Annotated in this window: 28 protein-coding genes; 9 read left to right on the top strand and 19 right to left on the bottom strand. The window is 45.5% G+C overall.

Annotated elements, in window-relative coordinates; genetic code table 11:
- The first annotated feature begins 241 nt into the window (after nt 1-241).
- Nucleotides 242-502 carry a hypothetical protein gene (locus tag QRD89_RS07395; RefSeq protein ID WP_062515826.1) on the top strand — a complete coding sequence of 87 codons (261 nt, stop codon included), beginning with the start codon at nt 242-244 and terminating at the stop codon, nt 500-502.
- 397 nt (nt 503-899) lie between these two features.
- Here QRD89_RS07395 and QRD89_RS07390 read toward each other — a convergent pair whose 3' ends face one another.
- Nucleotides 900-1277: a MerR family transcriptional regulator gene (locus tag QRD89_RS07390; protein WP_286096639.1), complete on the bottom strand. Its 378-nt coding sequence runs from the start codon at nt 1275-1277 to the stop codon at nt 900-902.
- A gap of 102 nt (nt 1278-1379) precedes the next feature.
- Between QRD89_RS07390 and QRD89_RS07385 the strand changes: the two genes are divergently transcribed.
- Nucleotides 1380-2144: an SDR family NAD(P)-dependent oxidoreductase gene (locus QRD89_RS07385; RefSeq protein ID WP_286096638.1), complete on the top strand. Its 765-nt coding sequence runs from the start codon at nt 1380-1382 to the stop codon at nt 2142-2144.
- A gap of 122 nt (nt 2145-2266) precedes the next feature.
- On the opposite strand, the gene QRD89_RS07380 is transcribed toward QRD89_RS07385, so the two are convergent.
- On the bottom strand, nt 2267-2761 hold the full coding sequence (locus QRD89_RS07380; RefSeq protein WP_286096637.1) for a hypothetical protein: 495 nt from the start codon (nt 2759-2761) through the stop codon (nt 2267-2269).
- A gap of 335 nt (nt 2762-3096) precedes the next feature.
- Here QRD89_RS07380 and QRD89_RS07375 point away from each other — a divergent pair, with 335 nt between their 5' ends.
- A complete protein-coding gene (locus tag QRD89_RS07375; RefSeq protein ID WP_286096636.1) occupies nt 3097-3873 on the top strand; it encodes an SDR family oxidoreductase in 777 nt (258 codons plus the stop codon).
- A gap of 303 nt (nt 3874-4176) precedes the next feature.
- On the opposite strand, the gene QRD89_RS07370 is transcribed toward QRD89_RS07375, so the two are convergent.
- The 8 genes from QRD89_RS07370 to QRD89_RS19225 all read right to left on the bottom strand — a co-directional run bounded on the left by QRD89_RS07370 (nt 4177) and on the right by QRD89_RS19225 (nt 8569).
- Entirely contained in the window at nt 4177-4962 is a 786-nt protein-coding gene (locus QRD89_RS07370; protein ID WP_286096635.1) for a phosphotransferase enzyme family protein, read from the bottom strand.
- Between the two features lie 32 nt (nt 4963-4994).
- Nucleotides 4995-5336 carry a DUF1048 domain-containing protein gene (locus tag QRD89_RS07365; protein ID WP_008640273.1) on the bottom strand — a complete coding sequence of 114 codons (342 nt, stop codon included), beginning with the start codon at nt 5334-5336 and terminating at the stop codon, nt 4995-4997.
- Nucleotides 5333-5668, bottom strand: a complete 336-nt coding sequence (locus tag QRD89_RS07360; RefSeq protein ID WP_008640272.1) for a PadR family transcriptional regulator — start codon at nt 5666-5668, stop codon at nt 5333-5335. Before QRD89_RS07360 ends, QRD89_RS07365 begins: the two co-directional genes overlap by 4 nt.
- A 127-nt stretch (nt 5669-5795) precedes the next feature.
- Nucleotides 5796-6785: a S66 family peptidase gene (locus QRD89_RS07355; protein WP_286096634.1), complete on the bottom strand. Its 990-nt coding sequence runs from the start codon at nt 6783-6785 to the stop codon at nt 5796-5798.
- 190 nt (nt 6786-6975) lie between these two features.
- Nucleotides 6976-7710, bottom strand: coding sequence for a hypothetical protein (locus QRD89_RS07350; RefSeq protein WP_026578547.1), 735 nt, complete (start codon nt 7708-7710; stop codon nt 6976-6978).
- Nucleotides 7707-7853 (bottom strand): hypothetical protein, encoded by a 147-nt coding sequence (locus QRD89_RS07345; protein WP_162129284.1) that lies wholly within the window; start codon nt 7851-7853, stop codon nt 7707-7709. The genes QRD89_RS07350 and QRD89_RS07345 overlap by 4 nt, the downstream gene beginning before the upstream one ends.
- Nucleotides 7854-8000: 147 nt before the next feature.
- Nucleotides 8001-8456 carry a GrpB family protein gene (locus tag QRD89_RS07340; RefSeq protein ID WP_353477950.1) on the bottom strand — a complete coding sequence of 152 codons (456 nt, stop codon included), beginning with the start codon at nt 8454-8456 and terminating at the stop codon, nt 8001-8003.
- Nucleotides 8420-8569: a hypothetical protein gene (locus QRD89_RS19225; protein ID WP_353477941.1), complete on the bottom strand. Its 150-nt coding sequence runs from the start codon at nt 8567-8569 to the stop codon at nt 8420-8422. The genes QRD89_RS07340 and QRD89_RS19225 overlap by 37 nt, the downstream gene beginning before the upstream one ends.
- Nucleotides 8570-8845: 276 nt before the next feature.
- On the opposite strand from QRD89_RS19225, the gene QRD89_RS07335 reads away from it, so the two are divergent.
- The gene (locus QRD89_RS07335) at nt 8846-9238 is read left to right on the top strand and encodes a hypothetical protein (RefSeq protein WP_286096633.1); all 393 of its coding nucleotides are present in this window, start codon (nt 8846-8848) and stop codon (nt 9236-9238) included.
- Nucleotides 9239-9287: 49 nt separating this feature from the next.
- Here the strand turns inward: QRD89_RS07335 and QRD89_RS07330 are convergent, their stop codons facing one another.
- From QRD89_RS07330 to QRD89_RS07305, 6 genes are all read right to left on the bottom strand, one after another.
- On the bottom strand, nt 9288-9485 hold the full coding sequence (locus QRD89_RS07330; RefSeq protein WP_286096632.1) for a hypothetical protein: 198 nt from the start codon (nt 9483-9485) through the stop codon (nt 9288-9290).
- A gap of 3 nt (nt 9486-9488) precedes the next feature.
- Complete coding sequence (locus QRD89_RS07325) at nt 9489-10418, bottom strand: S66 peptidase family protein (protein WP_286096631.1); 930 nt, start codon at nt 10416-10418, stop codon at nt 9489-9491.
- A 29-nt stretch (nt 10419-10447) separates the two neighbouring features.
- Nucleotides 10448-10687: a DUF2651 family protein gene (locus tag QRD89_RS07320; protein WP_286096630.1), complete on the bottom strand. Its 240-nt coding sequence runs from the start codon at nt 10685-10687 to the stop codon at nt 10448-10450.
- A gap of 32 nt (nt 10688-10719) precedes the next feature.
- On the bottom strand, nt 10720-11130 hold the full coding sequence (locus QRD89_RS07315) for an NUDIX hydrolase (protein ID WP_286096629.1): 411 nt from the start codon (nt 11128-11130) through the stop codon (nt 10720-10722).
- Nucleotides 11131-11225: 95 nt separating this feature from the next.
- Nucleotides 11226-11378 (bottom strand): hypothetical protein, encoded by a 153-nt coding sequence (locus QRD89_RS07310; protein ID WP_286096628.1) that lies wholly within the window; start codon nt 11376-11378, stop codon nt 11226-11228.
- A 180-nt stretch (nt 11379-11558) separates the two neighbouring features.
- The gene (locus tag QRD89_RS07305; RefSeq protein WP_286096627.1) at nt 11559-12134 is read right to left on the bottom strand and encodes a GNAT family N-acetyltransferase; all 576 of its coding nucleotides are present in this window, start codon (nt 12132-12134) and stop codon (nt 11559-11561) included.
- A 184-nt stretch (nt 12135-12318) separates the two neighbouring features.
- Here QRD89_RS07305 and QRD89_RS07300 point away from each other — a divergent pair, with 184 nt between their 5' ends.
- The gene (locus QRD89_RS07300) at nt 12319-13107 is read left to right on the top strand and encodes a serine/threonine protein kinase (protein WP_286096626.1); all 789 of its coding nucleotides are present in this window, start codon (nt 12319-12321) and stop codon (nt 13105-13107) included.
- A 39-nt stretch (nt 13108-13146) separates the two neighbouring features.
- On the opposite strand, the gene QRD89_RS07295 is transcribed toward QRD89_RS07300, so the two are convergent.
- On the bottom strand, nt 13147-13347 hold the full coding sequence (locus QRD89_RS07295; protein ID WP_286096625.1) for a hypothetical protein: 201 nt from the start codon (nt 13345-13347) through the stop codon (nt 13147-13149).
- Nucleotides 13348-13596: 249 nt separating this feature from the next.
- Nucleotides 13597-13755, bottom strand: coding sequence for a hypothetical protein (locus tag QRD89_RS07290; RefSeq protein WP_286096624.1), 159 nt, complete (start codon nt 13753-13755; stop codon nt 13597-13599).
- A 275-nt stretch (nt 13756-14030) separates the two neighbouring features.
- Between QRD89_RS07290 and QRD89_RS07285 the strand changes: the two genes are divergently transcribed.
- The 4 genes from QRD89_RS07285 (at nt 14031) to QRD89_RS07270 (ending at nt 17099) form a co-directional block, all read left to right on the top strand.
- A complete protein-coding gene (locus QRD89_RS07285) occupies nt 14031-15029 on the top strand; it encodes a LytTR family transcriptional regulator DNA-binding domain-containing protein (RefSeq protein ID WP_286096623.1) in 999 nt (332 codons plus the stop codon).
- A 185-nt stretch (nt 15030-15214) separates the two neighbouring features.
- On the top strand, nt 15215-16069 hold the full coding sequence (locus QRD89_RS07280; protein ID WP_286096622.1) for an ABC transporter ATP-binding protein: 855 nt from the start codon (nt 15215-15217) through the stop codon (nt 16067-16069).
- The gene (locus tag QRD89_RS07275) at nt 16066-16812 is read left to right on the top strand and encodes an ABC transporter permease (protein ID WP_286096621.1); all 747 of its coding nucleotides are present in this window, start codon (nt 16066-16068) and stop codon (nt 16810-16812) included. The genes QRD89_RS07280 and QRD89_RS07275 overlap by 4 nt, the downstream gene beginning before the upstream one ends.
- Before the next feature lie 74 nt (nt 16813-16886).
- Nucleotides 16887-17099 carry a DUF6440 family protein gene (locus QRD89_RS07270; RefSeq protein ID WP_051348966.1) on the top strand — a complete coding sequence of 71 codons (213 nt, stop codon included), beginning with the start codon at nt 16887-16889 and terminating at the stop codon, nt 17097-17099.
- 192 nt (nt 17100-17291) lie between these two features.
- Here QRD89_RS07270 and QRD89_RS07265 read toward each other — a convergent pair whose 3' ends face one another.
- Nucleotides 17292-17450, bottom strand: a complete 159-nt coding sequence (locus QRD89_RS07265) for a hypothetical protein (protein WP_162129282.1) — start codon at nt 17448-17450, stop codon at nt 17292-17294.
- Nucleotides 17451-17489: the final 39 nt, after the last annotated feature.

Raw genomic sequence — 17489 nt, 5'->3', positions numbered from 1 at the left:
ATCCGTCCAGGAGGAAAATGTCGGCTCCCTCCTCCTTTAAAAAATCTGCAGGAGTTGGGTTCCCGATTGTTTCAGACTCTCCACTGCATCCGGGAAAAAGGGCTGTATCTTACAAATTGGAAAATCAGGGTATATAATGTGTGACAGCAATTTTCTATCTGCCAAAATGAGTTGAAATTCAGTTTTTTTGTTATAAAATGGGTACGGAGTTAGAAGTTTCAAAATGGAAGGTGGATTTTCAATGAAAAATAAAGATACACTCTTTGGAATTTATATGTTACTGTTCAGCATCGTCCCGATTGCCGGATTCTCGTCCTTGTTGTTTTTAAACGGATCGCAGTCGATCATCGTCATTTGGACTTTCTTGATTGTCGCGATCCTATTGACCGCCGTGTCATTCAAGAAACAAAAAGTGTTGGCTTCTATTTCTCTGGTCGTCTTGTTGGCCACCGCAAGCCTTATGACATTCGCAGCAATGATGGCTGGTATGACACCAGAATAATCAACAAAGTAATACCGCTCGTTATCGGGAAGAAATGCAAAAAAACCCACTCTTAATGACAAGAGTGGGTTTTTCTGTGCGGTTCTTTTGTTAGCAATTATCAACAACGATTGGATATTTCAATAGATAAAGAGGACGACACACGTCGATAGTAAAAATGTTTCTTAAAACTCCCGCATCTATATTCAGCACGCAGATGGTCGTTCCGTTACGCTATTACTTATGGTGCTTACATATTACGAAAACAGGAAATGTCAGCTGACACCTTTTCCGTGAATCGAATGCTTTTCACTTTTTCTGTTTCGTATGTATAAAACGGAACCATGCGGGAAAAAGGAACAGCAGCATACATAACAAACCTGCGACCTTCTTCATGACAAGCCTCCTCAAAAAGATGTTATGTCGTCGGATGTTCCTCTCCTGCCCTTAGATACTCTTTATACGTTTCGATCTTATGATCCAGCATTTCCTCGGTCGCCTTCAGTGTCCGCAGCTGTTCCTGGATGGCCCGGCGGTGTTCTTCCAGCAGCTCCAGGCGTTTCGAGGAGGTATGCTCCCCTTCTACATAAAGCTCGGCATATTCTTTAATATGTTGGATCGGCATCTGCGTCTCCCGGAGCTTCTTCACGAAGCGGAGCCAGCCGATCTGTTCATCTGTAAATGTCCGGTACCCCTGTTCATCTCTTTCACTCGTTATGATACCTTCCCGTTCATAGTACCGAAGCGTGTGCGGTTTCAGCTCCAGCATCTCCGCCGTTTCTCTAATTGTAAACATATCTTTTCCTCCAATCGGTTAATGAAAGTGTTTATGCTTGCGTTGAAGTGCACTTCAAGCCTTATGCTAGGAGCATAACATAAAATCATTGGAGGTATTCACATGAAATACACGGTTATTACAGGAGCAAGTTCAGGAATCGGCTATGAAACAGCCCTCGCCTTCGCGGCCCGCGGCAAAAACGTCATCGTTGTGGCAAGACGGGAGCAGCAGCTGAAAGAATTGAAGCAGGAGATCAACGGACTGGATAAGAACGTGGAGGTCGTCATCAAAACAGCGGACCTTTCCAAAAGCGACCAGGTGTATGACCTGTATGAAAGCCTGAAGGAATATGAATTGGAGACATGGGTCAACAACGCCGGTTTCGGCAACTTCGATCCCGTGTCCGGGCATGACCTGACGAAGATTGAAACGATGCTGCGATTAAACAACGAAGCATTGACGATTCTTTCTTCTCTGTTTGCACGTGATTATGCAGAAAAAGAAGGCACACAGCTGATCAACATCTCGTCCGGTGGCGGATATACGATCGTAGCCAACGCCGTGACCTACTGTGCCACCAAATTCTTCGTCAGTGCCTTTACAGAAGGACTGGCCCAGGAGCTGAAAGGCATGGGTGCGAAAATGCGGGCGAAAGTACTGGCTCCGGCCGCGACCGAATCCGAATTTGCCAAGCAGGCAATGGATGTCGATCAGTTCAACTATGACGAGGCTTTGCCTAAGTACCATACATCCAAAGAAATGGCCCACTTCCTGCTGGACCTTTACGACAGTGACAAAGTAGTCGGCATCGTAGACGGAAACACCTATGAGTTCCATCTGAAAGATCCGATTTTTCCTTACGTCGACCGCAATTCCAATAATTGAATAGAAGGGGCTGACGAGAAATCCAGGAAAGCATCCCATTTTCCGCAGCCCGACCGCACCGAACAAGGTGTAAAAAAAAGCTGCCGATTATCCATCGGCAGCCTTTTCGTTTATGTCCATCCTTACTGAATCGAAGCAAGCTTTTCCAGAAGATGCTGATAATTGGCGGAATCGTCCTCTGTATCCTCGATATACCAAACATCCTCCCTGTTCTCTTCCCCGCCGGTCCACTCATAAATAGTGGCGAAGTAATCAGCCTTCGCAGCATCCGGAGTCGCTTCATAATCCATTCCCTCCGTTACAAAAGGAAGATGGCGCTTTTCCGATTTCACGAAAACTGCCGGCACCGATGATTCTTTGAACATGGAAACATATTTATCCTGTGAAGCTTCCGCAAACTGATCGGGCATCACAAATAACGCATCGTATTGGTCGGAAAGCGAACCGTCCTCCGTCCATTCCTTCAAGGAATAAGAGGAGAAATCCACCGTCTCATCGGAAAAATCAGGGAGCTTCCCGATGACGGCTGCTTTCCATGGTTCCGTCCCCTCGGCTTCCGAGCAGGCAGCAAGCAGGAACAAGACCAGGACAGAAAAGAATAGGCTCTTTTTCAACATCCTTACGCCCCCTTTCTCCAAATAGAAAAATATTACAATCAGTGTATCATGAAAGGAACGGCTGCAGAAGAGGTTTACTACATTTGGATATTATGGTTAGATGAAGAAAGGAGATGGACGAAAGGAGCATGGATCGGTATGGGCGATATCCTTTAATGGTAAGGGATGAAAAAGAGAGTTCCTTCAATCAAAAGGGACGTTTATTTCGTATGCCATTACAGGATCGCTGGCTTCTGCTATTACCGCATCAGTGTTCTTCCATTAAGGATACGTGCGTAACCCTAACATCTCCGATAGCCGTCTGCTCAGCGTTTCCATAAAGGGAGATGCTTTTTATGACACGACTCATTCATAACATTGCCATTATAACAGGGGCCAGCCGGGAATCCGGAATTGGCACCGCCATATGCAGGACGCTTGCTGAGGAAGGAGCCGATATCTTCTTCACCCACTGGTCCGCGTACGACCGTACGATGGATTACTCGGAAGAAAAAGATGCCGCTTGGCCGGACATCCTGATGGAAGAAATCCGCAGCCTTGGCGTAAGGTGTGCATCGATGGAGCTCGATCTGTCCCGACCGGATGCGGCGGCAGAATTATTGGATACCGTGAGCGGGACACTCGGCTCCCCTTCCATCCTCGTCAATAACGCCACCCATTCCGTTGATGTCGATTTCCGGTCCATGCAGGCGGACATCCTTGATGCTCATTACGGAGTGAATGTGAGAGGCACATGCCTGTTGACGGTGGAATTCGCACGCCGGATCGAGGGGAAGCACAGCGGCCGGGTCATCAATATGGTTTCCGGTCAGGACAAATCACCGGAGCCGGGGAACTTGGCGTACGTAGCGACAAAGGGCGCCGTATCTGCGTTTACGAAATCCGTTGCGCTGGAGCTTGCTACCCACCACATTACGGTCAATGCTGTCGATCCCGGTCCGACGGACACCGGCTGGATGAGCGGGACGCTGAAAGATACGCTGCGGCCGAAGTTTCCGATGGGACGGATCGGCGAACCTGCGGACGCAGCCAGGCTGATCGCCTTCCTCGCCAGTGACGAAGCCGCCTGGATCACCGGACAAATCATCCATTCCGACGGAGGATTTTCGTAATGTCATCTGTCGGTATGGCATAGGGAAGGGCTCCGGAAAACGGGGCGCTTTCCGCGGGGTGGCCGGTGAGCCTCCTCATCGCGCTGCTCTTCCGGGGTCTCACCTGTGCCACACTTCCCGCAGGAGTCTGCCCCATTTCCCTCCGCCCTCGGCCATATTTGCCGACCATTTCCTCAGGATAGCGGCACTCCACTGTCCTTAGGTATGAAAATAGCGAGGTGCTATGCTTTGTACTCTAGTTAAATGATTCTGAAAACATAAAAAGGAAGGGGAACGTATCGGTTCCCCTTCCTTTTTCCCTGCTCACGCCCATTCCTTCCCGTGCTTGCGGAGGAAGGCGATGTCTTTCTGATAATGTTCCAGATGTCCTTCCTCTATCATCTTCTGAAAGGCAGCGTCTCCTTCGGCCGCTTTTCTCGTCATTAAGGCTGCAAGACCTTCTAAACGAAGCTCGACCATCTCCAAGTATCCTTCTTCTTCCATTCCGTAGCCTGCAAAAAACAATTTCACCCTTCGTTTGATCCGCTCGGCATCTTCCGGAAAACGATAAGGGACGGCATTACCGTCTGCATCATCGTGCTTGCGGCTCAATGGGACGCACGTGTATAACGTGTAGGCGATATCCCACATCCGCGGCCCCGGGGCTGCGACATCAAAATCAATGACTCCTGCGGGATGCTCGTTATGGAAAATGATATTGTACATGGCGAAATCATTGTGACAGATGACTTCCCTCGGCGCAGGCGTCCGATCGAGCGACGGCCACTCCTCCGGGATAGGAAAGTCACAGACGGCATCATGATACCTGCGCAGCATCCCTGCGATCTCTGTGAGCACTTCATCGGATCCCATGTATCCTTTCAAAGGGTAATGACCGGCTTCCCCTTCGATGTAGGATAGAACTTCCCGGCCCTGATCGTCCACCCCGAGGAACCTCGGGGCATATGGATACTGCTTCTTTTCCAAATGCAGCAGCAGCTTGTGGATTCGTCCGCTTTCCGGTTTCCACTCCCGCCGGACGGTGTTTCCTGCCCGGTACACGTTTGATACGTTTCCTCCGGCGAGTCTTTCTTCTCCATAATCAGCCAACAGCCATGCTCCTTCCCTGTTTAAAACCGCCCTCACTCACCACGGCGGATCGTATCATTCAATTGCCGGCGGTGCTTATCTCTCCAAGACTGTTCATCCTTCACCAGGTCATCACAGAAGGCCGCTACGTCCTCTCCCGTAAGGTCCGTGACTTTCTTCCCTTCTGCCGCCCCCATTTCGAAAAGATCAAGGATGCCGCTGAAGATGCGGTGCGTGCTTTCCCAATCCGTGGGTGCGCCGGTCGTCCACATATACTTCTGAATCGCCTTATAAGCCGTATGGTATTCCTCCGGCAGTGACTTGGCTCGCGCTTCCATTGCTCTCCATTCCCGTTTGTCCTGCATACTCCCGATCATTTTCTCAAAAATACTCATTGCTGTTCTCCCCTTTCCTTTTTCAGTTCGTTGATTTTTGACGAGAGGAACCCCCACTTCTCCCAAAATAGTTCCAGCTGCTCTTCTCCGGCCCGGTTCAAGGTGTAGAACTTCCGCGGCGGCCCCATATTGGAAGGCTTCTTCTCGATCTCCACCAGCTTGTTCTTCTCCAGCCTCATCGTAATCGTATAGACGGTTCCTTCCACAACGTCGGTGAAGCCGAGCTTGCGCAGCTGCTGGGTGATTTCATAGCCGTACGTTTCTCCGCGACTGATGATTTCAAGCACACACCCTTCCAGGACCCCTTTCATCATTTCTCTGAAATTACTCATGTGTACCTCCTTTCCAGTACTATGTGATACCGATATTAAGTATTACTTACTACCACTATATAGTATAACGGAATAGCTGGTCAAGCTATTCCGTATAAGCAGCAGGCAGATCACCCTTTATAGAATGTCAGATCCACGCCTCCACACACTGCACCGTTCGAGTCTGTGTGTCCATCCGCACCTTTTTCCCGATGGCGAGGGGATGCATCGGGTGGGTATGACTCGTGTCGAACTCACCGATAACCGGAATGTCCCGGCCGTCGAGCTGTTCCATCAGCAGATCGATCGGTTCTTTTCCCGTGCCGAGATCGTCGTACCGCTCGTGTTTTCCTAAGAGAACGCCGCAAACACGATCGAAGATGCCGTGCAGCTTCAGCATCGCGAAGTTCTTTTCCACTGTGGATGCATCCTTCATGCAATCTTCTATCAAGAGGATGTCCCCCTCTTTCACAGGAGGGAAATATTCCGTTCCGATGAATCCGTACATGGCATTGACATTGCCCCCGATCAGGCGTCCTTCGGCGGTTCCCTCGTTCCTCGTAATCCAGGCATTATCAAACAGCTTCTTCTTTCCTGTCTGATGCAGCCAATTTACTGGATCGTCCGACCAATAGGGAGGCATTGGAACCTCATAGGGAAGCTTCATGTCTTTCAGGAAATAGTTTTCGAAATATCGATACGTGTCTTCGACAAGCGGTTCGAACTCGCCGAAAGATGGAATGAGCGCGGGGCCGTAGTAGGTTGTCATCCCCGTCTTATGATAGAGAGCGAGCAGGACCGCCGTCGCATCGGAATAGCCGACGACGAGCTTCGGGTGGGTGCGGAATGCTTCGTAATCGATGTAGGGAAGCATGCTGTTGGAATTAGTCCCGCCGATGGATGCCATCACCATCTTTATGTCCGGGTCCCTTAACAACTCATTCAGCTCCTCCGCCCGTGCCTTCGGCGAACCGGAACGGTAACCTTCCGTTTTTCCTGTCAAACGTCCTTCTACGATGGTGAATCCTTTCCCTTCAAGAAACGCTTTCGCCCGTTCGAACCGGACTTTGGCTGTAACCGTCGCCGGAGTAGATGGTGTGAAGATACCGATTTTATCTCCTATATGTAAGCCAGGCATGTGGTTTCCCCTCTCTATAATTCTTGGAAAATAGCATGAAACAGTTAATGATTTACAAATCAGCATACCACAGCCTGAAGAAAGAACAAGTATGATCAAAAAAAGGCCGGGTTCTATCAACCGGCCTTCCTCTTCAATAAAACGGATGAATTCTGGAGATCAGAATGGTTTCCTAATCGTTTAACAATAATTACGACTCTTTTCGAATAAACAATACAGAAAAGTTAACCGGTAGATCCCGATAATTTTTCCCCAGAATCGTCTCCTCATACGGACGGTAAATGAACCCAGTCTTGTCCACATTAATTAAATCGACACCATAGCCGAGAATGTCTCCATTGGCTCCGCTCTCGCAGCAGGTACAGGAACAGCAGCAGCTTTCCTGCGGTGGGATCAAGTCTTCAAACACTTCTATCTGCACTCCGCCCTCTAGAAGCAATTCCACATTTAACTCCGGGCGGAAACGCATCCTGTAGTATCCATTCACGCTCGGGTTTTTAACAATGGTAAAGGCGTACTCGTCACTAGTACCAAGTGTTGTACCGTCAAGAATCCGGCCTTGAGCATCCACCAATCCAGTAATAATATCAGAAACGTTCCCCACCGGTGCCCCGACTCCAACATTAATCGGTTCAGGAATAACCGTCACTTCCGGCGGCTGATTTTCCGCGTCGACAATGGTGAAAGCCCTTTTGAACGTAACGGTATAGATACCCGTGCACGCCTCATGCGAAACGGAAAAGTTCTCTCCACCAGTGACCACCGTACCGTCGCTTCGAACTGTTCCAGAAATCATCCGCGGACCAAACGGGTTAAAGTCGATCCCAAATGCACTAAGGGATACGGCTCGTTCAACCTGCTGTCCCCCCTGGCTGATGACATACGTAAAACCGTTGGTATTGAATCCGATAATATTCACATTCACCAAGCCGCCTCCAACACAAACGTCTTTACAGGAACATCGGCAGGATCTCTTGTCGTCATGTCCGTTACAGGAACGGCAGCACTTGTCCCTGCTGCACGGGGGTGGACAGTTATTACCGCAGCCCTGGCAGCAGGATTTTCCATAGCCGTTCACATGATTATTTGAATCATTCATTTTTCATACTCCTCATTATAGTAACCTGATTGTCTTACATAACATCCAGGTTTGATATAATGTATGGCTGCAAAAGATTCCTGTATAGATGAATGTGATAGATTCACATAAAACGGTTAGAAAGAACCATCCGAATGGGAAAAACGAAATGGATATGCATTCTTCCTTTTCCAATCCAGCGCTTTTCTTTCCAACTCTTTTACAAAGTCGTCCTTCCCGGCACTGTATCCGGCGATATCCTTCGGAAACTCAAGGGCAAGGGACGCTTTCAACGCGCCATAGGCGGCCGCCGCTTCCTCGTGCGCCCGCAGGTAATCACGGACGGCAAGGTGCCGGTCAATTTCGTGGTGGTTATCCTTTTGGAATACGTGGATTTGGTGGGTCCGGTTCTCGCCGCCTTTCCTGAAATAACGCCGCCCCGGAATCCCCATCTCGCCGAGCGGCTCATACCCCAATGCCAGCAACGATTCATTGTAGTCATCCACTTTTTCTATCTGCTCCACCACCGGCATGATGTCGATGACAGGCTTCGCTTTCAGTCCGGGAACGGCCGTACTGCCGATATGATGAATGGCAGCGAGTTCTCCCTTCCAAACGGCTCGCAGCTTTTCGGCCTCCTCTTCAAAAAAACCGGCCAGCTTTCCTCGTAGTCTTTGACCATAACGTTCATCGCACGATTAACCATTTCATCTCTCCTCTTTTTACTGAAGCTGCTGTCTTTAGAAAATCTTTATGGTACTTCAAGAATTGCTTTATAACACTTAACAAATAATGGTATTTTATATAGGGGGCTTGTTTATAAAATAAGGTTTAAGAATGAAAGTGAAATTTAGTGAAGAATGGAGAGTGTACTCCAAAAAAGAAAGAGCTCGTATTTTTCAGTTTCCAAGCAAAACAGAAAACAAACCGTTATCCGTTCATACTCTCTGGACGGAATAGTAACTAAGGGAGGTGTGTGAAGGTGTTGTTATTAAGAAGAAAGCTATTATCTGCATTGATTACCACGGTTATTGCATCCATCATTGTCACTTTAGTTACTCCACCCCATATGCTTTTAGGGGAGCAGCAATCTCCTGGATTCTTGAGTAGCTTTAGCATTGTAGCTGGATATATATCTATTGGCGTATTTTTGTATGGGCTACCTATTTCAATAGTATCTGATTTAATTACAAAAAAATGGGGAGCAGCACGTTTCTTTTTTTCTTATGCCTTTCATATTTTTGCGGGAATATTACCGCTTTTTATATTATGGACTTTTACATTTTACTCTCTTGTGATAGCAGTTTTTTATTTCGTCATTGATGAGCTGTTGAGGAGTCGTTCAGGTAAAAAGCAACCGATGAAAGGTCGTTAAATGGTATACCACTGTATACCTCCTATCTTTACCCCCTTTCCCCTCCTCTTTACCTGTTTTCCTTTTCCTTCCGTTTCCGCTTATGCTCTATAACCGCCCAGTACAAATTGACGATAAACGCAGCGGCCGTCGCCCCCACAAAGGACACGCTCTCTCGTAAACCCGCAAGCATCAACGCAAACGCAGCAAGTAGGAGGACGATGAATGTCCACTGCAAAAGACGACCTTTTCGGTTCAACCTCTTCATAAACTAAACGACCCCCGATTCGATCACCAATTGAGGCGGAGAAGTGGACAAGGTCGCGTTCGCACCCAGCGGAATGCCGCAATTCGGAGAGCAGTGGCCGAACGGGAAGTTCCCGACGACTGGAAACGGCGAGGAAGCGAAGAAGTCTTCCAGCACTTGACTCACCCGTGCTTCCTCCTCCTGTTCCACTTGGAAATTTCCTAAAATGACTCCTTCCACCTGGTCAAAGACTCCTGCCTGCTTCAGGTGGGTAAGCATCAAATCAATGCGGAAGGCGGGCTCTGCGACTTCCTCGATCAAAAGAATCGCCCCGGACGTTTCCACTTGATAAGGTGTGCCCATCCCATTGGTGAGAAGCGTGAGATTCCCGCCGACGATACGGCCCGTCCCTGTCCCGGAAGCCAGCGTGAACAGCTGCGAGTTCCTGGAATCAAAGGTCACGCTTTTCCCCGTGAACAAAGGGGAAAAGGAGGCAATGGTTCCGCTCGTTCTCTGTGCCTCATTCAAGTCGGACGCCACCATCGGCCCATGGAAGGTAACGAGGCCGCTTCCTTTACGAATGGCTTCCAGCAAATAAGTAAGATCACTATATCCCCAGAAAATCTTAGGGTTGTGCTCCATCAATTGGTAATCGAGCATCGGCGCGAGTTTCGCCGACCCGTATCCGCCATTCGCACAAAACACCGCTCGGATGGAAGGGTCGCGGAACGCTGCATGGACATCATCCACCCGATTTTGGATAAGATGCGCTCCCGCTTCCTCCCCATCGAACACGTGACGGCCGATGAATACATTAAGCCCCATCTCCTCCAATGCGGCTATGCCTTGATTAAGCAGCACTCGATCCGGAGGACCGGCCGGTGCAATAACCGCAACCTTGTCCCCTTTTCGTAAAGCATTCGGTTTTATCATCGTGCCCGCTTCCTTCTTCATTAACATTCCTCCCGGGATTTTCTTATCCTTTAAAAGGCAGGGTTTCCTTTCCTTCTATTCATCAAAAGGCTTACGATGATGGAAAGAACCGTATACACCATCACCCAGATGAAAAAGCTCGAATTGAAAACGGTGAACGTAAGAATGGTAAACACGACAAATACAGCTGTCGGCATGACCGCCCATTTGTGGAAAACGGCATGGCTGATTACCGAAGCAGCGAGTACCATTAACGGACACAAAAGAAAAACGATGGTAAACTCGGACATGATGCGCCCCCCTTTCTTTTTAAATTGTCCCCTTATCCTTGAAACGTATAGGGTGCAGATGCTTGAAGCAGCCGCTCCAAACCATTCGCATGATAAGGCATCCATCCGTCTGCCGTTTCATAATCGACCCACTTTATTTCTTCGATTTCATCTTTATGTACGACTCGGATCGATCCATCCACAACCTTCGCCTTGAAAGTAAGGAACAAGGCATGATGGGCTTCTTTCTCAAAAAATGCTTCATTCACAGCTACGATCGTTTCGACTTCTATCGTCACATTTGTTTCTTCCTTACACTCGCGAATCGCGGCCTGCGCAAAGGTTTCTCCCTTTTCTACAGCTCCGCCGGGAAGGGACCAGTCCCGGCCTCTATTTTTCACCATCAATACTTTTTCTTCGACCTCGTCAAAAACCAAGGCGTATGCAACGTCTACACGTTTCACTAACCATGCCCCCCCCCCTTTATCTTCTTCGAGCCATACAAAGAAAAGCCTGGACGTGATGCATCCCCGTCCGGGCTTATTTTTTCTATGTACAGCTATGCCTGCTTTTTCTTATGTATCCATACTTCCAGCACGGACAAAGCAACGACCCCGATTACAAATAAAACCGGGTGGTCCCACACCAACAGAAGGGAGAGGACGCACATCAATAACATACTTCTGATCCACTGTTTTTGAAAGAAGCGCAAACGCAACCCCCCACAATTTTTTCATAAAAACCGCTGATTAACAACCTCATTTTTCCATTTTACCATGAGTTGATCTGCTCTCCAATAGGCAATGGAGAGGGTGTATTCATCCAATCACTGTTTATCCTCGTGATTATAAAAAAAGTCTGTAAAGTCATACTAACTTCCATGTTTGTATGATCAATAATCCGGGTTCGAATCATAGTCACCTGCTAACATGCCGTACACTTCCGTATCTCTGAACTCACCTTTGATCCACTCATTCTTCCTCAATGTTCCTTCATGCTGCATCCCCAATTTTTTCATGACCTTCTGAGAGCCGAAATTATCCGTATCGGATCTGCCTTCGATTCTATTCAGCTCCAGATCCTTGAAACCGTAGTGGACGAGTTCCTGCAGCGCTTCTGTTGCTACGCCTTTTCCCCAATAATTCTCGGAAAGAAAATACCCCAGTTCCACACACTTGTGTTTGTTGCTCCAATCAATGAATGCTGCCACGCCGATCACCCGGCCGCTTTCCTTCCATTCTATCGCCCATTCACCGGAACCCCCTTTTTCATAGCCGGTGATGACCATACGCAGAAACTCGTTTGTCTCTTCTTTCGTACGGTTCGCTTCCCATGTCATCGGCCCTGCTACGTTAGGGTTGGAGCAGAAGGCGAACACATCCTCGACGTCTGAATAGGCTAACTTTCTCAGCTTTATTCGTTCTGTTTCAAACTCCGGCATTCTTTTTAAATGCTTCTCTATGTCCATACGTATCCGCTCCCCATTTCCCTCTTAATCGAACGGTATTCTTTTCACAGAAAATACTTCTCCACTGCGTTTGTTTATCTAGATTACCACTTCAAGGTTCAACTGGAAAGCTTTTCAAAGATTCTTCCTATCCTCCTCCCTGCTTCCTTTGATATGATAAAACAAACAAAACAAAGAGGTGCGTATGGAAACGGTACATTGGTTATGGAAGAGGGTCCGCCAGAAGCTCATGGATCGTCCCTATGGAAGGAATGAGGTTCTGGCGGAACGATATCAGATTAAGAAAGTGCTGCAGAATGGGAGCTACGGCATCATTTATCTTTGTAAAGATTTGAACGCCGGGGATACATGTGTAGTCAAGCAGATGCGTAAAAGCAAGGGGAAGGAGAATAAAGAGAATTACGAGGAAGAGACGTCGATTCTCCAGCGGCTGAAGCACCCCGGGATTCCTGCATTGACCGAAACCTTCTCCTTTGATGGAGAAGCGTTCTTTTCCATGGAATTTTTCGAGGGGAAAAACATCGAGGACACGCTGTTTGCATCCAATCAGAAATACTCGGAGAAGGAATGTCTGGAGCTTGTGAAAAAGCTGATGGGAATCGTTTGTTATATCCACCAAAACGACGTCTTTCACGGAGACATCCGAATTCCGAACGTCCTCCTTCATGAAGGAGAAGTGCATCTGATCGACTTCGGCCTGGCGCACACGCTGGACACCAAGGACCACGTGCAGCGTGAACGGCTGGCCCGGGATGATTTCTTTGATGTCGGTGATTTCCTGTTGTTTCTCCTCTACTCGTCTTACGAAGGCGACACCAAAAGGAACCGGCCGTGGACGGAAGAACTCACCCTTCACCCGCTCACCACCAAGCTGTTGAAGCGACTGCTTGAGATGGAACCTCCGTATAACAATGGAGAAGAGATACTGGGAGCGCTTGAGCAGGTACTCGCGCGGATCTCTTCCCGGCATTAAAAAAAGACTCCGTACCCTACGGAGTCTTCTGCATGTCGATCAGCTGCTGGAATAATGTCGTTTCTTTTTATAACGGTGCGAACCATAAAGCGGATTCCGCCCACGTCGGCTGCTGCTGCTTCCATAATACTTACGCCGCTTCCCACTGCTTGAGCCGTGACGATAAGACCTTCTGCGGCCGCTGCTGCTTTCCCGCTTACTAAACTCTTTCGAAATGCCTTTCATGATCTTTTTAAACATTTAAGCACACTCCTTTTCGAGGAGAGATGTCCTATATTTCAAGGCAGACACATCCTCTTATTATGAGCATAAAGCGGGCGGCCGTTTTGGACAAGTAATATCTATCTTGTCATCATTGCCCGACTTGTCCCTCAACACTTCAATTCCAGACGCTTCTATGACTTCCGCGCTTTCTCCCGATAATAACAGCGGTATGTTCAGAGAGCCACAATTCTGAGCTATGGCTCTCTTGTGTTGGGACTCTTGTAGTCAGCTTACTTTTTTATCCGTCCATTCGTTTTTCATTGCCGCTCCGCTGACCGCGTCCGGTTCTTCCTCCGCCGTTTCCAGTTGATAAGCATCGATGATCGACTGCAGATTCTCGGAGGATGCACTCAAGCTGTCTGCCGAAGAAGATACCGACTGCATCGCCTGCACCTGTTAGGCGCTTTCAAATGGAATAATTTTGTGCACTTAATGCTATGCCTACGATAGATTTTTCCCAGCATTACGAATTAGACAAGTACCTTACAGCAAGTGTCTTACTATTAATTTGCAGAAGAATATCCTTTAGCATACACTGGAGTTGCCTGTGTGTATTCATCCAGATTCGACATTGGTTGCTGCAGGTGTCGATGTAATAAAGTTTTTTTTTAGAGATTCTGACATTGTATAATGAACTTTAAAAAGAAAGTGTGTGCAGAATGACATTAATTTCACTAGAAAAAGTAATGAAACAAGAAGATAATCGTACTGTTCTCAAAAATATCAATTTAGTTATAGACAATAATTCCCGCATTGGGTTAAAAATGTCCAGTGAAGAAAGCGAAGTGCTATTTAAGCTTATATCAGGGGAACTTCTGCCTTCAAGTGGTTATATTGAGAGTGAAACAAAATCAATAGTAACAGAATATAAAGATGATGGCTTATATGAAAATTTAACTGTTCAAAGCTATTTGAGTTTCTTTAAAAAGATTGCAGGCTTTCCCCAACCTTTAGATAATTACATTACATCGTTTTCTATTTTGGATGTTTGGCGGACCAAAATCAACAATTTGACAGACGATCAGAAAAAAAGGATCAGTTTATTCCGCATGGCTCTATTTTCCCCTGAGGTTCTTTTAATTGAAAATCCACTCAGTACTTTAACAGGTGAAGGCATTGAACTTTATTTAAAAGCATTAGAGTTTCTAAATGACAAGAACATTGCCATACTATTCACGTCTAATTCTATAGAAGATTTATTGCTTTTAAGCAACGAGATCTATCGCTATAACCGATCAAGTGGACTAGAAAAAACGGATCTTACAAATCAAGCGGATCCTGTCTCAGAGGAAAAAGATGAGAGTGAAAATTTTATGCCGAACAATGTCTTTAAAGTGACTTGTAAGCTAGCGGATAAGACAATTTTTTTCAGTCCTGATGAAATAGATTTCATTGAAAGTATTAACAGCGTGAGTAATATACATGTTGATGATGAGTGTTTTCCAACAGACCTAACAATGAGTGACCTAGAAGATAAATTACTGAAATTTGGTTTCTTTCGGTGTCACCGTTCATATTTAGTTAATTTGCAGCGTGTGTCTGAATTGATTAGCTATTCAAAAAACAGTTATACATTAATTCTAAAAGGTAATTCAAATGTGAAAATTCCTCTTTCTCGAAATCGCTTGGGTGAAATGAAACAATTAATAGGGTTTTAAAGTACAGTTGAGGTTGAAATGAGTTCATTTCAACCTCTTTTTTGTACATTTGGGCTTTTTTCAGTACTGTTCACCGGATATTTACAACTTTTCTATTGTTTTTTTCTACACTTAGAACAGCGGGACAACATAAAGTTACATTTTAGATGTACTTTTTAAATCCAACTAAAAAGGAGAAAAGACAAATGGAAAAGCAACTAGTAATCCACGTCGAACAGTTATCTAAAAGGTTCAAAAATGAGTCTGCCTTAAAAAATCTTAATTTCTCAGTGCGCTCTGGAGAAATATTTGGATTTCTTGGACCCTCAGGTTCAGGAAAAACAACGACTATAAAAATATTGACTGGACAATTAGCACAAACCTCGGGAAGAGCAGTGGTTTTAGGCACCCCAGTTGAACAAATTAATGAAAGTATTTATGAACAAGTAGGCATTGTCACTGACAACAGCGGAATATATGAAAGGATAACTGTGTACAGAAATATGAAATTTTTCGCTAACATCTTAGGTGTAGGGAAAGAACGAATTGACTTCCTTTTAACTAGAGTTGGTTTATTTGAACACAAAGATAAAATTGCAAGTAAATTATCGAAGGGAATGACCCAACGTTTAGTCTTAGCAAGATCTCTTTTGCATAAGCCCAAGGTCCTTTTTTTAGATGAACCTACAAGCGGATTAGACCCGACTACTGCTTTAGCTGTTCATGAACTACTTACCGAGCTAAAAGAGAGTGGAACTGCAATTTTTCTTACTACTCATAATATGGACGAGGCGACGAAACTATGTGATCACGTTGCCCTTCTAAATGATGGCGTAATTGTAGAGAATGGAACTCCTAAAGCTTTAAGTCTCAAGTACAATCTGAATAAGAGCTATCAGATATTATTAAAGGATAAAAAGGAAATCATACTGCCTCACTCTGATGAAACAGGAAAAAAAATAAAGCAGTGGATTGCAAGTGATGAACTTGTAACGATTCATTCAAATGAACCGACACTAGAAAAAGTCTTCATAGAATTGACGGGGAGGAACTTACTGTGAACATTTCATTAAGAAAGATAAAAGCAATCGTAGGAATGAAGTTTCAGACGTTATTAAGTAATACCAGTGTGATGTTAGCCCCCATTCTTGCATTAGGGTTTGTATTTGCTATAAAAAATCTAATGCCGGATTTAGATGTAAGTGAGGAAGGAATTAACTTTTCTACGAATGCATATGCTCTTAGCTTTGGGATTGTTTTTAATATCGCAATAGCTGGTATTTCAATGAGCAGTGGCCCTTTAGCAGAAGAAAAGGAAAAAAACACTTTACGAGTTCTAATGACATCTTCGGTAAACGGCTTAGAGTACTTGATTGGGACTCTTCTACCTCCATTACTTATCCTGATTCTAGTAAATATTCTTATGATACCTGTTAGTGGATCCTCTTTTGGGGATGTCCAATTTGGAAGTTACTTGCTCCTGACAACAGTAGCTAGTTTAATCAGTCTTATAATTGGATATATAATTGGAATCCTTACTAAAAACCAAACACAAACATCCTTATATACAATGCCGATTACGTTACTTTTAACATCAGTACCTGCACTCAAACTGTTCCAAGAAGATTTGTCCGCTATGCTTGACTATACTTACACAGGAGTGTTAACGAATTTTTCCAACAGTATATATTCTGAGATTGGATACCAATGGAACCTAACAGATATTAGTGTGTTTTCCGGGTGGTTCATTATTTCTTTAGTTATCTTTATTTTTGCATACAAGAAAAATGGATTAGATAGTTAACTACTGGAAAATAATAAAATGTATGGAGAAGAAATTAGATTAGGTATCTTAAAATATATAAGGAGTAGTGGTAAATGATGTTCCATAAAAAAGAGAAAAAAGAGAATAAACGTTTTGATGAAAAGTTGATACAAACTTCTCAACAAGGGAGTATGATATCTATATGGGTTGATCGTGAAACAGGTGTTAACTATATTTACACATGGAGTGCGCAAGGATGCACTCTCACCCCTTTATTAGATAAGAATGGTGAAGTTATAGTAGCACAAATAGAAGAAGACAAGTAAAAATTGTACGATTACAGAAATTCTTCATTAAGAAGGATTTCTTTTTCTTTTAGTAAACGCATAATCGCAAAGTGGTAAACTCAGATGCACTGGCTGGTGAATAGTGTGGCCGAAATCACGATCAAGCTGTTGATTTTTTGTAATTATGCAGATATGGATTAAATCAACGGTTCTACGTCGTCCATTATTCCGTTAGATTCTGTTGAGCTCTTCTCCTTTATATACATAGGGACCGAAATACTGTTCGCCTTCTTCGTATGTATAAGACTCATACCATCCGCCGGCCCCGAGCGTATCCTCATTGATCTGAATCGCATTTCCCAGTATCGATATGCGGGAAATGATTTTCAAGAAACCACCTAAAGGGTATATATGGATCAGGAGGGATTT

It is taken from the genome of Halobacillus sp. ACCC02827 (assembly GCF_030291935.1).
Taxonomy (GTDB): Bacteria; Bacillota; Bacilli; order Bacillales; family Halobacillaceae; genus Halobacillus.
The sequence above is the reverse complement of the archived record's forward strand: the minus strand, read 5'-3'. Positions and strand labels throughout refer to the sequence as shown.

Coding starts and splice junctions, on each gene's coding strand:
- QRD89_RS07395 (WP_062515826.1), top strand. CDS start 242: ATGAAAAATAAAGATACACTCTTTGGAATTTATATGTTACTGTTCAGC.
- QRD89_RS07390 (WP_286096639.1), bottom strand. CDS start 1,277: ATGTTTACAATTAGAGAAACGGCGGAGATGCTGGAGCTGAAACCGCAC.
- QRD89_RS07385 (WP_286096638.1), top strand. CDS start 1,380: ATGAAATACACGGTTATTACAGGAGCAAGTTCAGGAATCGGCTATGAA.
- QRD89_RS07380 (WP_286096637.1), bottom strand. CDS start 2,761: ATGTTGAAAAAGAGCCTATTCTTTTCTGTCCTGGTCTTGTTCCTGCTT.
- QRD89_RS07375 (WP_286096636.1), top strand. CDS start 3,097: ATGACACGACTCATTCATAACATTGCCATTATAACAGGGGCCAGCCGG.
- QRD89_RS07365 (WP_008640273.1), bottom strand. CDS start 5,336: ATGAGTATTTTTGAGAAAATGATCGGGAGTATGCAGGACAAACGGGAA.
- QRD89_RS07360 (WP_008640272.1), bottom strand. CDS start 5,668: ATGAGTAATTTCAGAGAAATGATGAAAGGGGTCCTGGAAGGGTGTGTG.
- QRD89_RS07355 (WP_286096634.1), bottom strand. CDS start 6,785: ATGCCTGGCTTACATATAGGAGATAAAATCGGTATCTTCACACCATCT.
- QRD89_RS07345 (WP_162129284.1), bottom strand. CDS start 7,853: ATGGAAAATCCTGCTGCCAGGGCTGCGGTAATAACTGTCCACCCCCGT.
- QRD89_RS19225 (WP_353477941.1), bottom strand. CDS start 8,569: ATGGTTAATCGTGCGATGAACGTTATGGTCAAAGACTACGAGGAAAGC.
- QRD89_RS07330 (WP_286096632.1), bottom strand. CDS start 9,485: ATGAAGAGGTTGAACCGAAAAGGTCGTCTTTTGCAGTGGACATTCATC.
- QRD89_RS07325 (WP_286096631.1), bottom strand. CDS start 10,418: ATGAAGAAGGAAGCGGGCACGATGATAAAACCGAATGCTTTACGAAAA.
- QRD89_RS07320 (WP_286096630.1), bottom strand. CDS start 10,687: ATGTCCGAGTTTACCATCGTTTTTCTTTTGTGTCCGTTAATGGTACTC.
- QRD89_RS07305 (WP_286096627.1), bottom strand. CDS start 12,134: ATGGACATAGAGAAGCATTTAAAAAGAATGCCGGAGTTTGAAACAGAA.
- QRD89_RS07300 (WP_286096626.1), top strand. CDS start 12,319: ATGGAAACGGTACATTGGTTATGGAAGAGGGTCCGCCAGAAGCTCATG.
- QRD89_RS07295 (WP_286096625.1), bottom strand. CDS start 13,347: ATGTTTAAAAAGATCATGAAAGGCATTTCGAAAGAGTTTAGTAAGCGG.
- QRD89_RS07290 (WP_286096624.1), bottom strand. CDS start 13,755: ATGCAGTCGGTATCTTCTTCGGCAGACAGCTTGAGTGCATCCTCCGAG.
- QRD89_RS07285 (WP_286096623.1), top strand. CDS start 14,031: ATGACATTAATTTCACTAGAAAAAGTAATGAAACAAGAAGATAATCGT.
- QRD89_RS07280 (WP_286096622.1), top strand. CDS start 15,215: ATGGAAAAGCAACTAGTAATCCACGTCGAACAGTTATCTAAAAGGTTC.
- QRD89_RS07270 (WP_051348966.1), top strand. CDS start 16,887: ATGATGTTCCATAAAAAAGAGAAAAAAGAGAATAAACGTTTTGATGAA.